Origin of the sequence: Cardinium endosymbiont cBtQ1 of Bemisia tabaci (assembly GCF_000689375.1) — a bacterium.
In the GTDB taxonomy this organism is placed as follows: domain Bacteria; phylum Bacteroidota; class Bacteroidia; order Cytophagales; family Amoebophilaceae; genus Cardinium.
On sequence record NZ_CBQZ010000001.1, the window covers coordinates 369569 to 395073 of the forward strand.

16 protein-coding genes and 4 pseudogenes are annotated in these 25505 nt (G+C 34.6%); 14 read left to right on the plus strand and 6 right to left on the minus strand.

Annotation, left to right across the window (positions count from 1 at the left end; genetic code table 11):
• Positions 1-111: 111 nt before the first annotated feature.
• From CHV_RS01695 to CHV_RS01710, 4 genes are all read left to right on the plus strand, one after another.
• Complete coding sequence (locus CHV_RS01695; RefSeq protein ID WP_034576685.1) at positions 112-3882, plus strand: baseplate J/gp47 family protein; 3771 nt, start codon at positions 112-114, stop codon at positions 3880-3882.
• Positions 3869-4609, plus strand: coding sequence for a hypothetical protein (locus CHV_RS01700; RefSeq protein WP_034576687.1), 741 nt, complete (start codon positions 3869-3871; stop codon positions 4607-4609). The genes CHV_RS01695 and CHV_RS01700 overlap by 14 nt, the downstream gene beginning before the upstream one ends.
• A 162-nt stretch (positions 4610-4771) precedes the next feature.
• Entirely contained in the window at positions 4772-5029 is a 258-nt protein-coding gene (locus tag CHV_RS01705; RefSeq protein WP_034576690.1) for a type B 50S ribosomal protein L31, read from the plus strand.
• Between the two features lie 257 nt (positions 5030-5286).
• The gene (locus CHV_RS01710; protein WP_034576691.1) at positions 5287-6414 is read left to right on the plus strand and encodes a DNA polymerase III subunit; all 1128 of its coding nucleotides are present in this window, start codon (positions 5287-5289) and stop codon (positions 6412-6414) included.
• A gap of 323 nt (positions 6415-6737) precedes the next feature.
• Here CHV_RS01710 and gap read toward each other — a convergent pair whose 3' ends face one another.
• Positions 6738-7724 (minus strand): type I glyceraldehyde-3-phosphate dehydrogenase, encoded by a 987-nt coding sequence (gene gap, locus CHV_RS01715; RefSeq protein ID WP_034576692.1) that lies wholly within the window; start codon positions 7722-7724, stop codon positions 6738-6740.
• A 12-nt stretch (positions 7725-7736) separates the two neighbouring features.
• On the minus strand, positions 7737-8705 hold the full coding sequence (locus CHV_RS01720; protein WP_130721315.1) for a hypothetical protein: 969 nt from the start codon (positions 8703-8705) through the stop codon (positions 7737-7739).
• Positions 8706-9120: 415 nt separating this feature from the next.
• On the opposite strand from CHV_RS01720, the pseudogene CHV_RS05185 reads away from it, so the two are divergent.
• The 9 genes and pseudogenes from CHV_RS05185 to CHV_RS05845 form a co-directional block, all read left to right on the plus strand.
• Positions 9121-9573: pseudogene (locus tag CHV_RS05185) on the plus strand (integrase core domain-containing protein); the annotation flags it as partial.
• A gap of 41 nt (positions 9574-9614) precedes the next feature.
• A complete protein-coding gene (locus tag CHV_RS01730) occupies positions 9615-11918 on the plus strand; it encodes a transglycosylase domain-containing protein (RefSeq protein WP_034576695.1) in 2304 nt (767 codons plus the stop codon).
• 181 nt (positions 11919-12099) lie between these two features.
• Positions 12100-12354: pseudogene (locus CHV_RS05550) on the plus strand (IS982 family transposase); the annotation flags it as partial.
• A 215-nt stretch (positions 12355-12569) separates the two neighbouring features.
• A complete protein-coding gene (locus CHV_RS01735; protein WP_051602147.1) occupies positions 12570-13385 on the plus strand; it encodes an IS982 family transposase in 816 nt (271 codons plus the stop codon).
• 62 nt (positions 13386-13447) lie between these two features.
• A protein-coding gene (locus CHV_RS05190; RefSeq protein ID WP_156933588.1) for an IS5 family transposase occupies positions 13448-14213 on the plus strand; the annotation gives its coding sequence in 2 pieces (ribosomal slippage) (positions 13448-13744 and positions 13746-14213; 765 coding nt in all).
• An 83-nt stretch (positions 14214-14296) separates the two neighbouring features.
• Positions 14297-15073 carry a hypothetical protein gene (locus tag CHV_RS01750; protein WP_130721317.1) on the plus strand — a complete coding sequence of 259 codons (777 nt, stop codon included), beginning with the start codon at positions 14297-14299 and terminating at the stop codon, positions 15071-15073.
• Positions 15074-15112: 39 nt separating this feature from the next.
• Positions 15113-16750: an AAA family ATPase gene (locus CHV_RS01755; RefSeq protein ID WP_034576701.1), complete on the plus strand. Its 1638-nt coding sequence runs from the start codon at positions 15113-15115 to the stop codon at positions 16748-16750.
• Positions 16751-17088: 338 nt separating this feature from the next.
• Positions 17089-17307 (plus strand): annotated as a pseudogene (locus CHV_RS05840) (tetratricopeptide repeat protein); the annotation flags it as partial.
• A gap of 30 nt (positions 17308-17337) precedes the next feature.
• Positions 17338-17574, plus strand: coding sequence for a tetratricopeptide repeat protein (locus tag CHV_RS05845; RefSeq protein WP_420888357.1), 237 nt, complete (start codon positions 17338-17340; stop codon positions 17572-17574).
• A 252-nt stretch (positions 17575-17826) separates the two neighbouring features.
• On the opposite strand, the pseudogene CHV_RS05200 reads toward CHV_RS05845, so the two are convergent.
• A pseudogene (locus CHV_RS05200) lies at positions 17827-19234 on the minus strand (IS5 family transposase).
• Positions 19235-19330: 96 nt separating this feature from the next.
• Here CHV_RS05200 and CHV_RS01770 point away from each other — a divergent pair.
• A complete protein-coding gene (locus tag CHV_RS01770; RefSeq protein ID WP_034576704.1) occupies positions 19331-19744 on the plus strand; it encodes a hypothetical protein in 414 nt (137 codons plus the stop codon).
• A gap of 212 nt (positions 19745-19956) precedes the next feature.
• Here CHV_RS01770 and lon read toward each other — a convergent pair whose 3' ends face one another.
• From lon to hslU, 3 genes are all read right to left on the minus strand, one after another.
• Positions 19957-22449: an endopeptidase La gene (gene lon / locus CHV_RS01775; RefSeq protein WP_034576705.1), complete on the minus strand. Its 2493-nt coding sequence runs from the start codon at positions 22447-22449 to the stop codon at positions 19957-19959.
• Positions 22450-22559: 110 nt separating this feature from the next.
• Complete coding sequence (rseP, locus tag CHV_RS01780) at positions 22560-23864, minus strand: RIP metalloprotease RseP (protein ID WP_034576707.1); 1305 nt, start codon at positions 23862-23864, stop codon at positions 22560-22562.
• Between the two features lie 138 nt (positions 23865-24002).
• Positions 24003-25373 carry an ATP-dependent protease ATPase subunit HslU gene (hslU, locus tag CHV_RS01785; RefSeq protein WP_034576710.1) on the minus strand — a complete coding sequence of 457 codons (1371 nt, stop codon included), beginning with the start codon at positions 25371-25373 and terminating at the stop codon, positions 24003-24005.
• Between the last annotated feature and the right edge of the window lie 132 nt (positions 25374-25505).

The window sequence follows — 25505 nt, forward strand, 5'->3', positions numbered from 1 at the left end:
TGGTTTTTAGATTAGATTAATGTGAAGGCAGGACGATTGTCTACTTAACCACATTTCCCTTGCTTTGAACCCAATATCTTAATTTTTGGAAAAAGATCATAGTTTAAATGTATGAATATTCAAAAGAAGCTTAATATTTTATTTGCCAGAAGAGGCACCTGCCATGCTGAACGATTACTTCCTCAATTAGTAGAAAACGATCTATTGATTAGTGATAGACAACTTAGTGATCACCTTCGCTTTCTTTATCTGTATACAGATTTATTAGCCTACTACGACAACAACAATCAACGAATAGATCAAAATATCTGGCGAAAATTTCTAGAGCAGGATGATACTGTTGTACGTTCTCTAATTTTACATACCAATATTGATACGTTAAAAAAACGTATTCATGAAGATTTTTTAACACTACGGCGCATGCATAGAGGCATTTCAGATGCAAAGTCTATGGAGACGATATTGTCCGTGGCGCAAGAGCTGATTATATTATTGGATTATTGGTATAAAAACCTATCCAATGAAGATGTTGTTCGCGTAAAATTAGCTACTATTATAGATGAAGAAATCAATACCCATATCACTAAAATATATGGGTTGCTCCAGCAGCATCATAAAAGCAGTTCTATTCAATCTTTTATAAACTTTTCTACTTTTCTTTATCAGAAGTGCGATAATACTTCTTTATGGCAATTAAAATCTGATTTGCTTTATGATGAAGTAAAGGGTAGACAGCTTAATGATGATCAAGTTATTGATATTTTTGATGATTTTTTTGATGCAATTTTTAATACTATTTATACTTTAAAGGAGCTATCTGCTAGCGATTATTTTGACACCCTTTCTTCTAAAAACAAAGAACCGCATATGGCACTTTTGATAGCTTTTTTACAGCTGCTAGAGTATGCAGATGCGCACCTTAATTATATCCCACAAAGGACCTTAGACCACTACTATAGGCACGTATTAAAATTTAATAATAATCCTTCCATTCCGGACCAAGCTTATGTCCATTTTGTGCTTAGTCCCAACTATTCTTTTGCTTTTGTACCAAAAGGAAGCCTGTTGGTTGCAAAAAATCCAGTTAATAGTGAAGATATTTTGTTTGAAACAAAAAGGAATCTAACCGTAAATAAAGCCAAAATCTCTGAGATTAATACCCTATTTACTACTAAAAAAATGGATAAAGAAGGATATCAAACCATTGAATTATCTGCTGCTACTTACAATAACGAATTATTGCAAACCCTTCCTTTTCAATTATTCCCTACGTTAAAAGATAATAAAGTAGCCAGAAAGCAAACCAACCAACACTTAGCTTTATTGGTTGGTTCCCCTTTATTGTACCTTGCTGAAGGCACCCGTACCATTTATGTAAAATGGAAGTTTAACTTTGAGTCTTTTCAGCTATTAATCACGCGAAATCCAAATAAAGAAATTGATAATAAGGCATTTTTAAAACAATTGTCAGATATCTTTCACAGCATGTTAAGGGTACAAATTACCACTAAAAATGGATGGTTAGATATACCAAAAGAATTGGTAGCAATACAGTTTATCCATGATACCTGTTGCCTAGATATGACGCTATCCCTAAATACAGAAGTACCATCAGTAGAAGCGTTGCCTACCGGATATGAAGGGAGTATAGTTAATCCTGGTACCCCTACTTTATCTATTCGCATACGTGATGGGGCATCACTTACTGGTTTGTATCTTTTAAGTGGATTGGTACTGGAAAGAATAGATCTAAAGGTTAGTGTACAAGGATATCGTGGATTAATTCTTCAGAATCAATTAGGTATTATTGATAATAGTCAAATTTTTGAACCTTTTGGCCCGTTGGCCAAACTAGACAGTAGTTTTTATATAGGAAGTGGCGAAATTTTTTCTAAAAATTTGACTGATTTGAAAATACATATCAAATGGGATAGTCTTCCTACTATAGAAGGAGGGTTTAAGAGCTATTATGATGCTTATCCTATTAAGGTGAACAACGATGACTTTAAGGTCAGTATAGCCTACTTAAACCACCAGCATTGGAATCCATCTTATGTTCAAAATAGGCAACGCGTATCTCTTTTTCAAATTGTTAAACCCAATAAAGGTAGTGAGCGGTTAGATGATCTTACAACCATTAGTGAAATTGATGTAGCTGCATTACGGATCACTAAAGCAAATACGCCGTTAGATGTTTCCGTTTATGGTCCTAAAACAGCAGCTGGATTTTTAAAATTACAATTATGTACACCTGAGCAATCTTTTGGTCATGCCATTTATCCTAATTTAATGAGTAGTGTGCTCGTTAAAAACGTTCAGAAAAAGCAGGAAGAAGATGCCATTATTTTGAATGCACCTTATACACCCCGTATCAAGGCCATTACCGTAGATTATGAAGCAGAGGAGTCTATTGTATTGACTTCTCCTCCTGGAGAAGAGGAAGAAAAGTATCTAAACAGTTTTTTTCGTATTGCTTCTTTTGGCTATTTAAAACTATTTCCTAGCAAGTTAGTCGCACCAGTTACATTATTGCCATTGATACCAGAGCAATTTATAGCTTTTGGCATAGAAGATCTAAATGGTACAAATTTATCCATGCATATAGCCATTCGTGAAAATAGTTCAGATCAAGAAACCCCAAAACCCAAATGGTTCTACTTATATGATAACATTTGGGAGCCATTTGAGGAAGCGATTGTTGTAGACGGCACCAATGGGCTATCCAAATCTGGCATTATGATCTTTGATTTATCTAAGTTGCCCAGCGATCTTAATAAAAATAATACCTGCATGAATCCAGGATTAACTTGGTTTAAAGCACAATTTATTAATGACATCGGCGCCTTACCCACTATAGTAGGCGTTTATATACAAGCCGCTGCTGTATCAAGGGTTATGGATAAAAATGGCGTTTTTTCTGCTCCAGTGCTACCCGAAAAAGCGATACAACAGCTCCAAAACCCTATAGAGGGTATTGAATTGGTCCTACAACCTTGTCAAACCTTTGGAGGAAGACAGTTTGAAAATCATCAAGCTTTATATAGACGGGTCAGTGAGCGGTTAAGGCATAAAAATAGAGCCATATCGGTCTGGGATTATGAACGCATTATCCTTGAAAAATTTCCAGAAATTTTCAGAGTAAAGTGTATCAACCATACCTCAAAAAGCAGGAATAATATGGTAAATCCTGGTCATATAACTATTGTAGTGATGGCTAAAACAGATCTTAGTGTGGGTATGCCTATGATAAGTAGGCAGCTATTAGCTGAGATTAAGACATATATTCAAAGTGTAAGTGCTCCATTTATAAAGTGTGAAGTAGTAAACCCTACTTATGAGGATGTAAAGGTTAATGTTACGGTTAAATTTAAACCTGATTATGAAAAAGGATTGTTTTTAAACTTACTACATCAAGATTTATATAACTTTTTTTCTCCATGGGTATTGAACCCATCGGAAGATGTCCAATTGGGTGGCAGTATACCTACTTCTAAAATTATAGACTTCATTAATAACCGTTATTATGTAGAAGGCATAGGAAATTTTTCTATATTAAAGTATGCTGGTAAACCTCCAGACTTAAAGTTAGATAAGATAACAACCTATGATAGCCATTTATTTGCCAGCCATCCATGGTCTGTCATGGTTTCTTCAAAAAAGCATAAAATAGCTGTTGTGGATACATTTGATACTGCTCTGAAATTGCGTCACGGTAGCATAGGTGATATGGCTATTGCTGAAGACTTTATAGTAGGTCCATGGCAAGTGCCTAAAGAAGAAGAACCATTGCTATGTATAAATCAAGATAGCCCTATACCAAGCTTAGAAGAATACTCTTTAATCACTAAAAAATACATTAAAATCGATCATGGCCATCACTAGTAGAGAAGAACTAAAGAAAAGCTTTGAAAAGGGATCTATTCCTACCCAACGTGATTTTGAAGACTTGATAGATTCCATGTTCCATAAACAAGATGATAAAATTCTTTCTCAAGATTATGGCTTAAGTTTATCTCCTAAAGGTAGTTCCGCTAAGTTGATAACCTTTTTTAATAACTTAAATGATTTTAAGCCTACTTGGAGCATTGAACAATATCCTAAAAATACGCCAGCTTTTGGGTTTAATCTTGTTGATAAAGAAGGAGAGAGTAGATTCCTTGTCCAGTCTAATGGCCATGTTGGTATAGGCACCACCAATCCATTAGAAAAATTAACTGTAAATGGTAACGTCAGTATGCATGGGCGTAGGGGAGCATATGCTTCTGGTGAAGTCCCTGGAGATGGCACTTGGTATAATATTACACCTCCATTAAATGCATGCCATGCATTTGAAGTCATTGCTAAAATTGGTAAAAAAGGTCGTGGTTTATATGCTATGAGTCATGCTATAGCACTCAGTACATTTGGAGATTCTAGCAATAAAGTTAGTACCGTAAAGGCCTATTATGGAAGTTTTAGAAATAAAATTAAGTTTCGCTGGGCTGGAGATACTTTTAACTATACTTTACAAATGAAAACCCAACGTGATTATGGAGAAGATAGTATGATTAAGTATTATGTGACCAATTTGTGGTGGGAGGAAGAAGAATACGAAGCTGTGCACCAATAATATTGGATCACTAGCCCTTTTATGCAAGAACTTTTTTGATGCCTCAAAGGGTTGAAAGAATAAAGTATTATTTTTTAATCGAAGAAACGTAGAGATAATGAATAAATTTTCCTAAATTTGGGGCATAGTTTTATCCAATCAATCATACTATTTAATATACTTATGAAAAAAGACATTCATCCGGAGTATAGGCCAGTTGTCTTTTTAGACACTTCTAGTGGTGCTAAGTTTATGACGCGTTCTACTATACATACATCAGAAACTATTGAGTGGGAAGATAAAAAAACATATCCTTTGTTTAAAGTAGAAGTTAGTTATGTTTCTCATCCCTTTTATACAGGTAAGAAAATTTTTGTAGATACAGCAGGTAGGATTGAGCGTTTCAATCAAAAGTACAAAAAGAAAAATGCTACTATTTAATAGGTATTAAGCTTATTTAATGGTCGCAATTAAAGGGCCTCATTAGTGGTTGTGTCAAAGTTTTTTTTGATGTTTCCAGTTTTAGCCATATCTGTTAAATCAATTTTTCGCATCATCTTTTTTATATCTGATTTTCAATAAAAAAGAAATACACTATACCTCTTATATGCATCATCTTATTATAGGTATATGCTGTTCCTAAAAAAGCGAATAGATTAGGTGTTCAAGTAGCAAGGGATTTAAATCTATTATTTGATATGCAATTTGCCAAGATACCTGACCACTATGCTTTTAAAAATGCTTTAATAAGAATGGTTGCTACAGATAAGGTGGCACATGCGCAGCTTTTTATAGGTCCTACTGGTTCTGCAAATCTTGCTTTAGCATTAGCCTTTGCTACTTATTTAAATTGTAGTTCTTCCAAGGAAACAGATAGTTGTGGCAACTGTTTTTCATGTGCCAGCATGGGAAAATTGACCCATCCAGATTTGCAACTGGTTTTCCCCAAAAAAACTAGCAGTGCAATTTTAGAACCGAAATCAGATGGAAATTATCTAGAAATATTTCGTAATCTGGTTAAAAAAAATCCTTTTTTGACGTTGGAAGAGTGGGCTACTGCTATGCACTTCGATCGTAAACAATGTCAAATTAGTAAAAAAGAGGTTGGTAAAATTATCCAACAACTTAGCTTAAAACCTTTTATGGGGCCATATAAAGTTGTCTGCATATGGCTACCAGAATATCTCCATCATACGGCAGCTAATGCACTATTAAAAACTTTAGAGGAGCCACCTCCATATACTGTTTTTTTATTGATTGGTTGCAATAGTGAAAAAATATTACCAACCATTAGATCACGTGCTCAACACCATGTTATTCCTCCTTTTTCAGAAGAAGCTATTGAGCAAATATTCCGCAATATCTATAGCGATTTAGATGGCCATCGATGTAAAGAAATAGCATTTCTGGCTCAAGGGAATCTGTCTAAAGCGTTTCAATTGTTCGAGCAAAATCTTGAGGAAAACTTTGACTATTTTAGTCAGTGGATACGTTGTTGCTATAGTGGTAATTTGATTAAATTAGTTGCCCAATCTGAAATATTTTATAAACTATCTATTGAAGCACAAAAGAATTTTTTTACCTACGCATTACAGATGAGTAGAGCTACCTTATTGGGTAAATTCAATGATCCACTTTTTCAAATGGGGTTACCTGCTGAAACAACATTTATCAAGAAATTTGGTCTTAATGTGACCATAAACCAATTAAAAGAGATTATAACACAATTGATGCAGGCTTATTATTATGTAGAACGAAATGGCAATGCAAAAATGGTTTATCTCCATATGTCCATTCAAATCACAAATGTTTTTGCCTCCGTTTAGCTATTGGCTCTGAGCTCTGTCGCACGTCTATAGTTGATTGTGTATAGGCTTTACCTCGTCTTAAATTTTGGATATTATGCGGCCATTAATTTAGCAAAGTTGTCAAAAGTAGATACTTATTTTTTAGCTGCGATAATGAACAAAATTCTTTAAAATAGGGGAATAAGCTAGAAGTAATACCAGAGATCTTTATTAAAGTTTTAAACCTAAGTCCCAATTTAATGCTTTTTTTAAATAGACGCAATAAAACCTTAGAGTTAATTTTGGTATTTGTATATATGAAATGCCGTGGCTTCAAATTCTTGTTTTTATAACTTAGACCATTAGAGCAATCGTATAATGTCTATCAACCGATGGACATAGCTTCCTTCGTTATCATACCAACTAATTACTTTTACCAATTTTCTATTAACGTAGGTTAACTTTCCATCAAAAACAGAAGAGTGGGTATTCCCTATTACATCTACAGAAACAATCGGATCTTCCGTATAGGCCAGTATATTTTTAAGTGGACCTTGGGCTGCTTCATACATGGTCTGATTTAAAGCTTCCTTAGTAGTCTCTTTTTTTAATAGTGCAGTAAAGTCTACTACTGAACCATTTGAAACAGGAACCCTCATGGCAATTCCATCTAATTTGCCTGCTAAATGAGGCATTACCAGCCCTATTGCTTTGGCAGCTCCTGTAGAGGTAGGGATGATAGATAGTGGAGCTGCTCTTGCTCTTCTTAAATCATTATGCGGTGCATCTTGTAGCGACTGATCAGCTGTATAAGCATGAATGGTGTTAATGACCCCTTGTTCTATACTAAAATGATCATCTAATACTTTGGCAACTGGTGCCAAACAATTGGTGGTACAGGAAGCATTAGATAAAATAACTGGTTTTGTTTTTAAAATATCATTATTTATACCCAGTACAATAGTAGGAATGGATTGATCCTTAGCAGGTGCTGAGAGCACTACCTGTTTAGCACCTGCTGTCAAATGGCTGGTCGCCCCTTTTTTATCTAAAAAATGACCAGTAGCTTCTATGACTACATCTACATCGAGTTTAGCCCAAGGCAATACAGATGGATCGGGGCAGGAATAGACCTGAATGTATTTGTTGCATATGGTGATGCTGGAAGCATCACATATAACCTCACCTTTGAAGGGGCCATAGTGGGAATCATATTTAAATAAATGGGCTAAAATTGTACTATTGGCTAGATCATTAATTCCTACTACCGCTAAATCACTACAACCTAAAATCGTACGTAAAGCCAATCGACCAATACGGCCGAATCCATTAATCGCAATTTTTTTCATTATTAAAATATATTATTCTTGTAACAGTTCATCAAGTTTAGTCAATAGTTCCAATTGATGCTTTTGGGTTTTTCGAAATAAGCCAAATTTATCGAAAAGAGACAATGAAGAGGGTGTATTACACAACTTAATGGTGAGCTCTGGCCAACCTTTGTAGAGGTAAATGATGGTACTTAAGAGTTCAATCCGTTCTTTTTTATTAAATCCGCTATAGTACACAGATAAAAAGTTACTAATACTATCCGGGTCTACTTTATCGAAAAGATCTTTTAATGAATTTTGATCTGACTGAGGAAATTCGATAATTGAGAATAAAAATTGCCTTCTTTCTTCACCTTCTAATGATAGTTTAGGGCCCCAACCATCTGCTGGTACCGCCTCTTTATCTTTTTTGGATTGTGCTTGCTCCTTTTGTTTAATTAACGCATCCAGATCATGGTTCACTATACCGTCTTTTTGACTATTGCAGTGAATAGATTTTAGAATCTCTTGTCGGGCATCATCTTTTATTTTGGATAATATTGCTTTGTTATCATCACTTAATTGCTGAAATGGATTAGGCAGGGTGGATGTAATCAGTTGGTTGATCTCTTCTGGTTTAGTAGCATTGAGAATTTTATTTTTTAACGCAATAGCTTCTTCGTTTGATACGATCTCAAGCAAGTCAATATAGTGTTGTTCACCAGAGCTACGATTAATCTGATCCAACAGCTTTTTGTTTTGCTTGATAAGCTTTGTTTGTGCATCTAGGTCAGCTTGATGAAAATATGCTTGAAATGAAGGTCTTTCAGATTTGGGTAAAAGTTTTAGTAATCTATTATAGATTGTTTGATTTTCAATACTTATATCTATAAATTTTTCTAAAGCATCTGGCGTTTTAATGTTACGAATGGCTTCTTCTATTTTTTTCTTTCCCGTATCATCATTTATGCTAACTAGTTTTAGGTACTTTGTTTTCCCATCTTCAGACAACGTACCCAAAATTGTGTTTCGTTTAGGTATAAGATCCATTCGCACACGATTACAACTGAAGAAGCCAAAACAGGCCGCAAATATAGCATAAAATAAAAAATAATGTAAGAAAAATGGGTTGATTTTTCGGGCGCTTCTATTTAACATATGACCGCTGTGAATAATGTAGTAATTTTAAAAATGATCTAGTGTCATAAAGAACATATCTACAATAGTAGATAAAGTATAGCTCTAATAGTTGCAACCACCCTTCAATCTTACGAAAAAAATATATAAGTTGGAACTATTGACCTCAATCTAGGATGGATTTCTTGCATAGAGTGGACAGAAAAAACTGGACAAGAAATGAGTTAAAATGTTTCCTATTTTAGTAGCTTTATTTTTTCATAATGGATTTTATCAAATGGGAAGAAAAAAGGTCAGAAAATTTAGTTCAGTAGAGAAGACTAAAATAGTCTTAGATTTATTGAAAGAGGAATTAACGTTAATAGAGTTATCATCCAAGTATGGAGTAACAACCAAAACACTTCAAAATTGGAAACATCAGTTTAGCGATCAAAGAAGTCAATATACCATTCATAATCACATACAATTGTTAAAAAATTATGGTGTTAAAATATCAATGAATGGAAAAGGTAGAAGTATTGATAATGTACTGATAGAACGTTTTTTTAGAACAATAAAATATAATTGCTTGTTTATAAACGATTTTAAAAATATTAAAGAAATTAAACAGGGCATTAAAGATTACATGCATAAATACAATTACAACAGATTTCATTCCAGCATTAAATATCAGAAACCTATGAATGTATATCCTACAGATTTAAAAAATCAATACCCTAAAGGCGGAATAATACGGAAACAAAGTCTATAATTTCTTCCCCGTTTTTTTCGGTCCACTATAGATTATAACATATGGAAAAAATAATACGCATACTCTGGAAATGTTTTGCAGCAGCAATTATAGGTATTCCTACTTATCTTTTTTCTGTTCAAGTTGATTTTTACCATTTATATGGTAGCATGCCCTCAACAGAATTATTAGAAAACCCACAAAGCGAATTGGCTTCTGAACTCTATGCTGCAGATGGCGTTTTACTCGGAAAGTATTTTAGAAACAACAGGAGCTCTGTAAATTATGAAGCAATTTCTCCCAATATGATTCATGCGCTTATCGCCTCAGAGGACTACCGTTTTGAAAAACATGCTGGTATAGATTTAAGGGGCTTATTACGTGCCTTTTTTCTTTCGATTTTATTACAACGAAATAAAGGAGGGGGAAGCACGCTTACCCAACAGTTGGCTAAAAACCTCTTTAATATTAGAAAAGAAACAAACTATCGAGGCAAATGTTCGCATATTCCTTTCCTTAGTAAACTGATCCTTAAAACAAAGGAATGGATCTTAGCGGTTCAACTAGAACGTGCCTATACCAAGCAAGAACTTATAGCCATGTATCTGAATACAGTTACTTTTGGGAGTAATACATATGGTATTAAAGTAGCCGCACGCACATTCTTTAACAAAACACCGGCCGAATTACGTATAGAAGAGGCTGCGCTATTGGTAGGACTATTACGTGCACCTACTCGATACAGTCCTATCAAAAATCCTGAAAAAGCCAACCATATTAGAAACGTAGTATTAGGTCAAATGGTCAAGTATGGATTTTTAAAAAAATCTGATTATGACCTTATTTCAGAAATACCTACCGAGTTACACTATCAAGAAGAAAATTATGAAAAAGGCATAGCACCCTATTTTAGGGCAGTAGTACGTGATTTCCTATTAAAATGGACGCAAGAAAATGGATATGATCTTTTTTCAGATGGACTGCGCATCTATACAACCATTCATAGTCGGATGCAAGTGCACGCAGAAACTGCTGTAAAAGAACATATGGCGCTGTTACAAGCTAAATTTGATGACCACTGGAAAGATCAAAATCCATGGATTCATGAAAATGGGAATGAAATAGCAGACTATATTGAAAAAGAAATACAAAAAACACCTTTTTGCCAAAGGTTACATAAAGAGTATGGAACAGATACCGAATCAATTCATAGGGTGTTGCATACACCTGTACCCACTCTATTATTTTCCTGGAATGGGCCTATTCAAAAAATGATCACCCCTATAGAAGCCTTTAAACATCATCGAAGAATATTACAGGCTGGATGTATGGCCATGGATCCTTATACAGGCCATATTAAAGCCTGGGTAGGTGGCATTGATTACAAATATTTTCAGTACGATCATGTAAAACAGAGCAAACGACAAACTGGTTCAACTTTTAAGCCTATTGTCTATACAGTAGCATTAGATAATGGTTTCTTGCCTACAGATCTGGTAACAGATCTACCCGTTACGTTCTTACAACCCAACGGTGAAATGTGGACACCACAAAATGCCTGGAAAAGCTATTCTGGTAAGCCCTACACTTTGCGTTATGCTATGGCTAAATCCTACAATTCTATCACAGCTTATTTGATTAAACAACTTGGCCCCCAACGAGTTGTAGACTGTGCCAACCGGATGGGTATCAAAGGGCCTTTAGATCCGGTTCCTGCTATTTGTCTGGGTTGTAGTGATGCCTCGATTTATGAAATGGTAGGTGCATATAGTACTTTTTTGAATGAAGGGGTTTGGACAGAACCTTTCTTTATTACTCATATTGAAGATAAGCATGGTAATATATTACAAACCTTTACTCCACAACATCGCGAAGCGATTCATAAAGATACCGCTGATCTTATGACTTATATGCTGCAAGGCGCGCTGGATGAAGGCGCTTTAAATAGTGTATCTATTGCCCTAAGAGAAGAGAACGATATCGCAGGGAAATCAGGTACCACCTCTAATCATTCTGATGGTTGGTTTATAGGGTTAACCCAAAATCTTTGTACGGGGGTTTGGGTAGGCGGAGAAGACCGCTGTATTCACTTTAGAGATTTTAAGCTAGGAAATGGCAGTGCAACCGCTCGCCCTATATGGGAAAAGTTCATTATGAAATTATATAACGATCCTTATCTAAATCTAACTTATAGAAAGGGACCTTTGATTACAAACAGAATTTTTTCTGAAAAGGTAAAAAATATTATTCAAGGTAAGTCTAAGAATCACTTGGGTATATCTGGCTATAGATCTAATGATCCGTCGACTAATCTAGCTAATAAACAGAAAACAGCTATAGTACTAGACGTAGATAAAATACTTTAAAAATTATATAGATCGGGAAAAAAGCTATAAAAAATAATTAGTCGGCCCTGAAATACCATATAATTATTTGTTAATCAGCAAATAAATGGTTAAATTTATATATGGTTAATAACCAGTTTTTAGGTTGTTTTGTATAAAAAGCTTGCAAAATAAGGATGAAATCTAAGAAAATAAATAATAGCCTTATATGGAGAAAAAGCTGTTAACAGAGCCCACAAGAAAACCCACTAGAACTTGTTCTCTTAACTTAAGCGAAATAATGACTATACTAATTGCTTTTCATCTAATAGGTTTTAGAAATTTTAAGATGTATTATATTCATTTAGAGCAATTTCACTCAAGTGAGTTTAGAACATTAGTGAGCTATAATAGATTCATATCACTAGTAAAAAGAACGTTAGTTCCTATGTATTTCTTTACGCATAGTCTTTCTAGATAGTGTCGTCATGAAATATTTTGTATATTAGGTTTGTAGTTCGTATTAACGTCAGTTTTGGATTAGAAATTAAGAAAAGAGTATAAAAAAGCTCCTTTGTGTTTTTAAAATTTGTGGGATTGAAAAATAATCATAAAAACCAAAGGAGCCGGATATGAAATGTATCAAAATTAGTTGAAATATATTACGCTGTTGATGAATTTCTTATAAAATTTATGCCTTATATGGAATCACATTTGTTACCTACTTCAGATAGAAAACCTACTAGAACATGTTCACTGACTTTGAGCGAAATAATGACAATATTAATTGCTTTTCATGTAATTGGCTTTAGAAATTTTAAGTTGTATTATATTCATTTACAACAATTTCATTCTAATGACTTTTGCAAGTTAGTAAGCTATAGTAGATTTATATCCCTAGTTCAAAGAACAGTAGTTCCATTTTACTTTTTTTCTCAAAGTCTTTCTAAAACGAGAACAGGCTGTTATTTTATGGATTCAACCGCTATAAAGGTTTGTAATATAAAAAGAGCTTATGCTCATAAAGTATTTAAGACAATTGCTAGTAAAGGTAAAACTACTACTGGATGGTTTTACGGAATCAAATTAAACTTGATTGTCAATGATTTAGGAGAAATTATGAATTTTTCTCTTACTACAGGTAAGTCCAATGATAGATGGCCAGTAGAAAACTTATGTAAAAATTTGATCGGAAAAGTATTTGCTGATAAAGGCTACTTGAGTAAAGAATTATTTGAAAAACTTATGGGAAAAGGCATAGAACTGATTACTCAAATCAGAAAAAATATGAAAAATGCTTTCATGCCTATCTGGGATAGGCTAATGCTTCGAAAGAGATCTATCATTGAAACCATTATCGATCAGCTTAAAAATATTAGTCAGATAGAACACTCCAGGCATAGAAGTATACCTAATTTTATTGTCAATTTAATAGCTGGTATTACAGCTTATTCACTAAAAGAGAAAAAACCGGCTATAGATAATATATATACAACTGGTTTACAATAAGTCTAATCCGAAACTCACGTTTATTATATTTTTAGATTAATAAGATCAATTATATTCCTAAGATGTCTAAATGGATTCACCGTCATGATATTTCAGACAAAGTATGGTCTATTTTATCACCTCTACTTCCAGGTCAACAAGGAGGTTGGGGAGCTGTTGCCAAAGATAATAGGCTGTTTATTAATGCAGTATTTTGGATTTTACGTACAGGATCTCCTTGGCGTGATCTTCCATCTAGCTATGGGGATTGGAAAAACACCCATCGTAGATTTTCTCGCTGGAGAGATAATGGTATATGGGAAAGGATCTTAGAGAGACTAATTAATAATCCTGATTTTAAATGGCTTATGATTGAATTAAACTTATATAAAAGTACATATGCATGGAACGGGTGCGAAAGGAGGAAACCAATTTTATGAGTCGAACAAAAGGGGGCTTAATACGAAGCTACATTTGGCCGTGGATGCGTCTGGTATGCCGGTCAGAGCTATTATCACAGAAGGTACCAGAGCTGATTGTAGCCAATCTACATATCTTATTGAAGGGATAACTCCAAAGCATTTGTTAGCAGACCGCGCCTATGATACCGATAAAATCATTAAATATGCTAGAGAAAAAGGTATTGTTCCTGTTATCCCTCCCAAAAAAAACAGAAAAATAAAGCGTGATTTTGACAAAAATCTATATAAATTCCGACATCTTGTTGAAAATATGTTTCTCAAAATTAAGCAATGGAGAGGAATCTCCACTAGGTATGCAAAAAACACAGCATCATTCTTGGCAGCTGTCCAAATTAGATGTATCCATCTATGGGCTAACTTCTTATGACGACACTATATAAGACAAGAAGAGGTATATATCTGTTGTTTAAAAAGAAAAAATAAATGAGCTTTAAAAGGTATGTATCTATATTGTTCCTATCTACGACCACAGTAGCCTATGCAGGACAAACATGGGATAAAATCAAAGATTTTGGTGAAAGTGCCTTAGATTATGTACCCTTTGGTAGCACTGTAAAAAAACTATTTGGCAAGCAGGATAAACAGGTAGACCTGCTTAAAACCATTGCAAAAACAGAAAAAAGCACTTTTGAGAAAATTAAGGATACAGCTAAAACGGCTATGGAAACGAAAAGGGCGATAGAAAAAGCCAATAGGAAGGTAAGAGATGCCATCAAACTAGGTAGCCGCCTCAAAAATATAGATTTTAAAAAAATGATTGTAGGTCAAACGGAAGATGTCTTGGGCATCAGCTTAAATCCCGCTAGTTATATCCCAGATACGCAATATACGGCCAAACTTACAAGAAATATGCAGTATAGCTGTGCAAGAGAAAAGCAAACCATTCGTGGTGTGAATAGATTCCTAAAAAATACTGGTAAATTAGTGGGGATTAAAGCTACAAATGGGAAATATACCGATTTGCAAAAACTTAACAAGGCGGTCGAAAAGTCGATTCACTATGATCGTACGGTCGGGGAATATGCCCATACCAAACAACTATTGCTAGCAGATGCATATGAAAGAGAAGCAGATGAATTGCTATCCAATAATAAAGAGATTCAGCATTTATTAGACGAAGATGCAGCCCATCTTAAAGTGAATGAACGGCTAGCAGCTTATAACTTATTACAACAAAATATCATTAGATCGACTAAACTTAAAGAAAAAGCTGTAAAATTGAGTTAAAAGGCTCCCCAAAGAAACGAAATAGAAAAAGTATAAGCTATGCGTAAGATAAATGCACTACCTATTGGTTATTCAGATGTTAAATCAGTAATTGAAACAGGGTATTATGTAGATAAAACAAGATATGCACAAGAGTTGATTGAAAAGAGAAATCCTATCTTCATAGCCCGGCCTAGAAGATTTGGGAAATCACTATTTATTGACACACTGGCTACTATATGCAGTGGAGCACAAGAAGTTTTTAAAGATTGTTATATAGGTAGCCCAGAAAATGGTTATCAATGGAAGAAATATCCGGTGATTAAATTAGATTTTTCAAGGTTAACCAATGATTCTCCAGAACTATTACAAATATCTTTAGAAGACCTCCTTACACGTATTGCTTCATCATACAATTTGTGCATTACCGGACAGGTTCTTAAAACAAGGTTTACTAATTTGGTTGAAGATATGTCTACATTAGATGACCATTATGAACCAAAAATAGTAGTCCTTATAGACGAATATGATGCACCAATTGTTAACCTAACAAAAGGTTCGGACCTAGAAAAAGCTAATATAAAAGTCATGAAAGATTTTTTTATGGCCTTAAAGTCACTCAATAGCTACTTTCAATTTACGTTTATCACTGGTGTAAGCAAATTTAGTCTATCAGATGTATTTTCAGGGGCTAATCATTTAAAAGACATCACCATTGATGCATCTGCTGATGCTATGTTTGGTTATACGCAACAAGAAATAGAAACCATATTCTCAGAAAACTTAGCATCGATTGCTAAAAAATGGAGTGAAAAAGAAAATAAAAAAATAACTGAATCATCAGTGATGGGGCGCATCGCAACTTATTATAATGGTTATAAGTTTTATGAGGATGGAGCAAGTGTATATAATCCCTGGTCTACTCTAAGATTTTTAGATTCTGGCAAACTAGCAAACTACTGGTATGAATCAGGTAGCCCCACTATACTTATTAACCAGATGTTGGCAGATCCTGGTAGATTTGACCTTAACATGGACCACCTTCAAATCAAGGCCACTAGAGACGAACTAATGTATACTGGCAGTAGAAATGAGATTAGTTTAAAGTCGCTTATGTTTCAAACGGGGTATCTAACGATTGATGATTATGATGAATCTAGTAGTTTATACACCCTAAAATTCCCTAATAAAGAAATAGAAGAGTCCTTTCAAAGGAGTATAAGATATAGCCTAGAGAAGAGCGTAAAGGATTATTTTATACAAGAGAGAGAAAAAATCAGGCATGCACTAGCCAATAAAAAAATCAAGACCTTTATAGCTAGTATCAATACCGCCTTTGCCACACTTCCTTATTATATCGATACCAAACAGGAAAAGCAATTCCATAGTAACCTACACATGCTATTGCAAGGATTGGGATTTTTAGGTGGAAGAAAAATGCAGATGCATAGTGAAGCACTATCTAGTCAAGGGAGGGCAGATATCGTTCTAGAATTAGAAACGGTCATATACATTATAGAAATTAAGTATAAATCCAGTGGTAAAATAGCCTTAGAACAAATCAAAGCAAATCAATACTATAGTCCTTACTTACTCAGACAAAAAGCCATTATACTGTTAGGCCTCAACTTCAATGAATCAACCAGAATGGTAGATAACTGGGAATATGAAATGCAAGAAGCACATTTAGAGAAGTAAAATGGATTTAGCCATTAAACAGAAAAAATATTAATTCTAACTTAAAGAGTAGGGGTATAATATAGCACACTATACTTTACTACGTAAAGTGTATTATATATTCGTCTGTCAATGACATACAACCCAAGCAAGAGGGAAAGAATTATAGTGGCCTGAAAAATTAGGACAAATAATAATAATTTTATTTCTGCATAAAAATATTATACAAAGATAAAATTATAAAATTTGTTGACTTTAATATTTAAATTTTGTAGTATTAAGCATACCGTAAAAAATTACTAATTAAATCAGTTTAATTTTCTAGTATTTTTCCCTCCCTTTAAAGACTAAATACTCAGCATGATATTGCTTTTGTACTATCTCGTCAAAGTGAATTCAAAGAAGCTTTAAAAATATATTGGGAGGTATATGCAAAAAGAGAAAAGGTTTTAGGGGCTGATCATCCTGATACTTTAAATACTAAATTTAATATTGCTTTCGTACTGTCTCGTCAAAGTGAATTCAAAGAAGCTTTAAAGATATATTGGGAGGTATATGCAAAAAGAGAAAAAGTTTTAGGGACTAATTCTTCTGAAGCTTTAACTACTCTGCATAATATTGCTTTTATACTTTCTCGTCAAGGCAAACGTGAAGAAGCTTTAAATATCTTTAAAGACGTATATGAAAAAAGAAAAGAAATTTTAGGACCTAAGCATCCATCTACTCTAACTACTCTGCATGAGATTGGTTCTATACTATCTCGTCAAGGCAAACGTGAAGAAGCTTTAAAACGTGAGTTTCGGATTAGACTTATTGTAAACCAGTTGTATATATATTATCTATAGCCGGTTTTTTCTCTTTTAGTGAATAAGCTGTAATACCAGCTATCATATCCGGCTCCTTTGGTTTTTATGATTATTTTTCAATCCCACAAATTTAAAACACAAAGGAGCTTTTTATACTCTTTTCTTAATTTCTAATCCAAAACTGACGTTTAAATATACTTAATGAGGTACATAAGAAAAGAGAAGAAATTTTAGGACCAAGCATCCATCTACTCTAACTAGTCGGCCCTGAAATATTATTTTTGAATAAATTTATTGAATGGATCTTTTTTTACAATATTTATGGTTTAGCAGGCGCTCTATTTTTCCTACCCAAGATATAGGTATAACTGGTTTTGGATTAAGAATTTTAATTATATAGGTTTTAATTTATGTGATTGTGAGTGTGTTAAGAATAACTTTCTTGTAATCAGTCGTAGGTTATGAGCAATAGCACATAAAATAACGTTAAGTTTATCTCCTAGAATACCTTTCAAATAGTTAACAGATAATTTACCATCGGATTTCATATGACCAATATGCGGTTCAATAGAAGATCTTCTTTTTATTAGCTTTTTTTAGTAGCAGGCGTTATTCCCCTTTTAGTAACCACTTATAAATATATTACATTCACTAACAGGTATATTATTACCCCGGTAGGCTTTATCTACAAAAGCATACTTTACTTTGGTACCAGATAATTGCTCGGCTTGTAATAAACTCTTCTGCAAAGTATGGCCATCGTAAGCATTAGGATGTATTGCTTCTGTTGAAACAATTAAACCTTTTTTATGCGTTACTGTAAATTGTACCTTGCAACCAAACTCATAAGGATGTTTAGACTTACCTTTACTTACACAGTAGACGGATGGTTCATGGATGCTATAAATTTTATCTTTACTTTTTTTGTATTGGTTTATAAGTTTTTTACTTATAGATAGTAGATTGGTAAATTGATTCCGTATTAGATCATCAGAGGATTGTATAGAACGTTCTACATCTCTGACTACTCTACCAAGATAGGTTTTTAATGTTTTAATGCCTTTAGATAAACGTTTATACTGTTTAGCATGAGCATAGCAATCAACTTTACGTTTGATAGATAGACCTAAACGCTGATAAGTTTGACGCAGTTTAATACCTGTTTTCTTGGCTATACTGACCAATTTTTCTCTGGATTTATTAAGCAAAGAAGAGTCAGTTGGGTAACGGATATTTTTCTCCATTACAGTAGTATCAGCTATAACTTTTTCAAGTTCTTTTCGGGTCTAGTTACTTTTTTTTTAGTCGTCTAAGTCTATAGTCATAGATAAAATCTGAGACCTTCTTGACCTAATCTATGGCGCCAACGGGTCAATGAACTGGGGTTACAAGGCATCTTAAACTGAAAATAATCATATCCACAAAAGTATTGCCAATAAGGGTTTTCTACCCATCTAACCACTACTTGTTCATCAGAAATATTATACATATGACTGATAATGAGAAGACCTATAATTAAACGAATAGGCAAAGGAGGTTGACCAGGTCCATAGCTAAAACCGCGGTCTAAATCTGATGCTAAGGAGTGAAAAGGAATCGAATCAGATAACTGGAATAATGGATGTTTCGGGTTGAGAAAACTAGATAAGCGTTGCTCAAACAAACGCTCAAGGCTATTATTTATTTTCTTAGATTTCATCCTTATTTTGCAAGCTTTTTATACAAAACAACCTAAAAACTGGTTATTAACCATATATAAATTAAACCATTTATTTGCTGATTAACAAATAATTATATGGTATTTCAGGGCCGACTAACTACTCAGAACTCTATTGCTTCTATCCTGTCTCTTCAAGACCAATACAAAAAAGATTTTGTTCAGTCGACCACCAGCCAACATGGGGAAACTGCATTTTCAATGGCCGATAATAAAGATAAAGTACAGAAAGTTATACAAGAGTTCCTTGAAAAAGAGAAAGCGCCAAAGGAAGTAGTAGCATTGTTAAGCGATTCAGAACAAGATCTTGGACATGCAACCAGTTCACCTACTGATTCTATTCAAGTCTTAACCCAATCAATGTCCAGTATGTCAATACAAGGTGATTTTTCGGCTAACACTTCATTTATAAATAATCCAGATCACATACAAAATATAGTTTCCCCAAGTGGGGACCATAGCAACCAATATCCAAGTCGCCCTGCTAGCTAGCATGTAGGCCCGGTTGATGAGAAGGATCAAGGGAATCTACTTTTCCAGTTCTTGACAAGTTATTTGGCGATAGTTTCTATTTATCCTTATAATTTCTTATTTTCTATTTAACATAATATAAATTATATCACTAGATGCCTACACAGAAAATATGAAAGATTACAATCATATTTCAGGTTAATCAAGCAAAAAAAGCTAAAATGGTTTATGGTTTATGGTTTATTTTTTTCCATTATCGGTTCAATCAAATTGCCATCCCAAACTTTGGGATTAGCTATTTTATGTTCTTGAAGTGCCAGCCGATAGACCTGATCTACAGAATCTACATAGTGAAATATTAGATTTTCACGGTAGATTTTTTTTATTTCTTGTACATCCTTTTTGTTTTTGCTACTGAGTATAATTTCTTTCATACCTACACGTTTTGCTGCTAGAATTTTTTCTTTAATACCACCTACTGGCAGTACTTCGCCACGTAAGGTAATTTCCCCTGTCATGGCCAAGCAGTCTTTTACCTTTTTCTGCGTATATAGAGATGCCAATGAAGTAAAAAGAGTAATGCCTGCAGAAGGACCATCTTTAGGAACTGCCCCAGAAGGAACATGAATGTGTAGATCATAATTTTCAAATACACCATGTGATACATCAAGGTACTGGTCATTGGCTTTTAAGTAAGAAAGGGCTGTCATAGCAGATTCCTTCATAACTTCTCCTAGATGACCAGATAAATTAATCCTTCCTTTTCCTTTACTCAAAACAGATTCTATAAAGAGAATTTCACCACCAGCAGCTGTCCAGGCTAAACCAATTGAGACACCAGGTAAGGATGTGGTTTGATAAGGTGCTTGGTCAAATGGCTCTGGGCCAAGTAAAGTAATAACATCAGTTGGTTTGATTTTTTTAGTATAAGCTTCCGCTAAAGCAATGGATTTTGCGGCCTTTCTGCAAATATTGGCTATTTGACGAGATAGTTCACGTACGCCAGATTCGCGCGTATAACTTGCTATAATAGTAGCCAAGGCATCATCTTGTATGGCTAGATCAGTAGATTTAAGGCCATGTTCTTTTCTTTGTTTGGGAAAGAGATATTTTTTTGCAATTTCTATCTTTTCTTCTAGAAGATAGCCACTTACTTCAATCACTTCCATTCTGTCCTGTAAAGCAGATGGAATTCGATCCATTGAATTGGCAGTGGCTACAAATAGAATTTTAGAAAGATCATATGGGACTTCCAAAAAATGGTCGACAAAAGCATTGTTTTGTTCTGAATCTAGCACTTCTAGTAGCGCAGATGCTGGATCTCCACGCATGCTATCTATTTTATCAATTTCATCTAGCACAATAACTGGATTAGATACACCACTCTTTTGAATGTTATAGATAATTTTTCCAGCCATTGCACCAATATAGGTTTTTCTATGTCCACGTATTTCCGCCTCATCATTTAGCCCACCTAGTGCAATACGTGCATACTTCCTACCCATTGCTTTGGCAATAGACTTTCCTAAAGAAGTTTTTCCTACTCCAGGAGGACCGCATAAACATAAAATAGGTCCTTTCATATTTTTTTTTAGCCGTACAACTGCTAGAAATTCTAAAAGGCGCTCTTTGACTTTTTCAATACCATAGTGGTCTGCATCAAAAATTTTTTTTGCCCGGGTCAGGTCTAAATTGTCTTTGGTATAATGGTCCCAAGGCAAATCTACGAGCAGCTCTGCATGGTTGATACTAATGGAATAATCTGGACTATGTGGGCTCATCCGTTCAGCTTTTTCCAATGCCTTTTTAAAATAATTGGCTACTTCTTTAGGCCATTGTTTTTTATTTCCTTTTTCACGTAATGTATCAATTTCATCTGAAACATCATTTTCGCCTAGTTCATCCTGTAGCACTTTAACCTGTTGCCTTAAGTAATAATCTCGTTGTTGCTGACTAATATCAGAGTGTACTTTATCTTGAATCTCTTTTTTAAGTTCTGAGATTTCTAATTCTTTTAAAAGATGCTTTAAGAGCAAATTGGCGCGCTTGGTACTATTGCTTAACTCTAGTAACTTTTGCTTGTAATGGATATCTGTATTTAAATTAGAAGCCAAAAAATAGGTAAGAAAATCAATACTTTTAATATTGGTTAGCATGGCCTGTGCTTCGCTAGAACCATCAGGTCGAAATTTAAGAATCTTAATCGCTACATCTTTTAAGGATTGCATAAGTGCAAGAACTTTTTTGTCTTTTTTATAAGGTTGATCCTTTAGCAGTTGAATAGTAGCTTCTAGTCCTAACGACTCTGTAAAGACTTGAATGGTCTTAAATTTTTGTTTGCCATGTACCAAAGCAATGGTTTTACCATTTGGTAAATTAATAATTTTAATAATTTTGGCTAGTGTACCTATTGGATATACGTCGGTCTGTTTACCTTCAAAATTTTCTGGATTGCGCTGTGCAATGATGCCTAATAGGCCATCTTTTTCATGTATGACTTCTATCAAATGCATCGCCTGCCTTTCTTTAACGGCAATAGGGACTACAATGTTAGGAAAAAGAACCATATTACGAAGTGCCAACAAGGGTATTCTACCTTGGGTATGGTCACCAGAGAGCTCTTCTTTTTCATCAGAGACAATGAGTTCTACCATACCGCCTATGCCATCTTCACCCCATCCAGAAGCAAGACCTCCATCCATTACTAGTGATTTGTTGAAGTACATATGGTTATAAATGATTTCTAATTTATTTTTTTAGTGTGATCTTATACGATATATGATTGTACACTTAAATACTATGCCAAAAAGTAAAAATAATATGGGTATAAAACTACTTATAATAGCTTACGAATATCGTTACCCAATGCATAAAGCATAAGTAAAAGCATAAGGATCATGCCGAGTTTTTGAGTGCTTTGTAAAAATTTATCAGAAAGTTTTCTGCCAGATAGTACTTCATACAATATACATAAAGCATGCCCTCCATCTAATGCTGGAATAGGCAGCAAGTTCATTAAACCAATCGTGATGGATAATAAGGCAACTAGGGTCCAAAATTTATATCCAATAAATTCATTGCCAAAATTTTGGGCGATGCTAATCGGACCACCTAAGGATTTTTTTAAAGCAAGTTTGCCTGTCATTAATTTCCATATGGTTAAAAAATGGCATTGCATCAACTCTAAAGCTTTTTTTAGGCCAATGGGAATAGATGCTATAAATGAATAATCTAGTTGCCTATATTTAGGCTGAGCCCATTCAATACCTAATCTTTGTTGATCTATCTGAACCTGAGTAACCATTTTTATGCCATTCCGCAAGTAGACTAGTTCAACTGTTTTATCCAAACAAGTTTCAACTATCCTTATTAAGTCATATACATCAAGGGTAGATTGGCCAGCTAGTTTAATAATTTGGTCTCCAATCATTAGGCCTGCTAGGGTAGCACTACTGTTTGGGCGAACGGCGTGAATCACGCAAGGGAAAATGGGCCTTATAAAAAAATCTTTTTGTATATCTGATACGTTTTCTAGGACATTTTCTGGAATGGGTAGTGTGAGTGACTGACCATCTCTGTTGATAGTATAATAGCTTTTACTACGGAGTAAAAAGCTGGGTGATAAAACATCATTAAAATCATCAAAATTTTTTCCATTTATTTTCATAATTTTATCCCCTCTTTTAAAACCTATTTTTTTAGCTAGTGCACTTGGTATGATCCCATATTTATTTACTTCATCTTTAGGTAAATAGGTGTTGCCCATTATATAGGTTAAACCAATCCATATGCATATGCCACTGAGTAGGTTAAAGATAATACCACCCAATATAGTGAGGCACCGTTGCCAGGCTGGCTTTGAACGAAATTCCCAGGGTTGTGGACTATTTTGCAAATGATCAATCGCCAATGATTCATCCACCATACCTGCAATCTGAACAGCTCCACCTAAAGGAATTGATCCTAAGGCATATTCTGTTTCCCCCCACCTAACTTTAAATAGTTTAGGAGGGAATCCAATCATATAGCTATTGACCCGCATTTTAAATAGCTTAGCAAAAAGCAAATGGCCCAATTCATGTATACCAACTATGATGAATAGAGCCGCTAAAAATTGAGTTGCTTTAATAAAAAAGGCCATATAGTGCAGCAATTATTATGTTAATCTTACTAGGAAGTAGTGCTTAAATATAAGCAAAAAATAGCACATAGGCCTTGAATAGATGGTCTATGTTGCGCAATAGAGGCTACAAAAAAAGCAGTTTGAAAGTAGCATGGATTATAAAATATACGCACTAAGGTCTTTTTGTTTTATTAAGTCAGCCAGCACTTCTTGGACCATTTTTTTGGTGATGGTAATGGCCGTATCGGGCCTAATGGTATCTGGAACATCAAATAAAATAGGCGTTAATAGATGGCTCATTACAGTTTGCAACCTCCTGGCACCAATATTTTCTATCTCTTCATTGAGGAGATAGGCAGTGGCGGCAATTTCTTGTTTGGCTTCTGGGCTAAAATCTAGCCTAACGTTTTCTACTGCTAACAGTGCTTGATACTGGATGGGTAATGCACTTTTAGGTTCATCTAGAATCTTATAAAAATCCTTTTGTGAAAGATTTTCTAAAGTCACACGAATGGGAAACCGACCTTGTAATTCTGGAATAAGGTCAGATGGTTTAGCCATATGAAAAGCACCTGCCCCAATAAAAAGAATATGATCTGTCTGAATGGGGCCATGTTTGGTCTGTACTGTACTGCCTTCTACAATGGGTAAAAGATCACGCTGAACGCCTTCCCGACTTACGCCTGGACCATTTCCTTGACCAGCCTGGGCAATTTTATCTATTTCATCTATAAAAATAATGCCCGAATGGCTAGCCCTTGCTAAGGCTTCTTCTTTAACCGCATTCATATCAATGAGCTTGGCTGTTTCCTCTGTCAATAGCAAGGCACGTGCCTCTGCAATAGTCACTTTCCTTTTTTTAGTTTGTTTGGGTAAAAAACTGCTCAGCATATCCTGAAAATTCATTACAAATCCTTCTTCCATGGCAGGACTAGCCCCTAGACTATTTATATTACCCGCTGGAATAGTCTTGGTTATTTTAATTTCTATTTGTTGTTGATCCAGTAGACCACTTCTTAATTTTTCACGAAAGCGTTCCCGCGTAGTATGGCTGCTTTGTGTAGTATCTAAAGAAGTCTCTTCACTTTTTTTTTGTTGAAAGGGAGGAAGCAATATATCTAAAATAATCTCTTCTACTTGTTCAATGGCTTTATGCTGGATTATTTCGACTTTTTCTGACTTTACCATGGCTACAGCACGTTCCACTAAATCCCTTACCATACTCTCTACATCACGCCCTACATAGCCTACTTCTGTAAATTTGGAGGCTTCTACTTTCAGAAAAGGAACTTTTGCAATTTTGGCCAATCGCCTAGCTATTTCTGTTTTGCCTACCCCAGTCGGTCCAATCATTAAGATATTATTTGGCACAATATCTTCCTTTAAGGCTCCTGTAACCTGCATTCTGCGCCATCTATTCCGCAAGGCAACGGCCACATTGCGTTTGGCTGCTGCTTGGCCGATAATATATTTATCGAGTTTTTTTACAATTTCTCTAGGTGTAAGGGTATCGGGATCATTTGACATAGTTATAATAATTGGTTCGGTCTATATAAATTATTTTGTTTGATGGCAATATATTTTATTTTTTTTACCTAAAAAACTATTAAGCGCACCCTATGGGGATGCAACGGTGAACATACAATAACTTACAGGTTA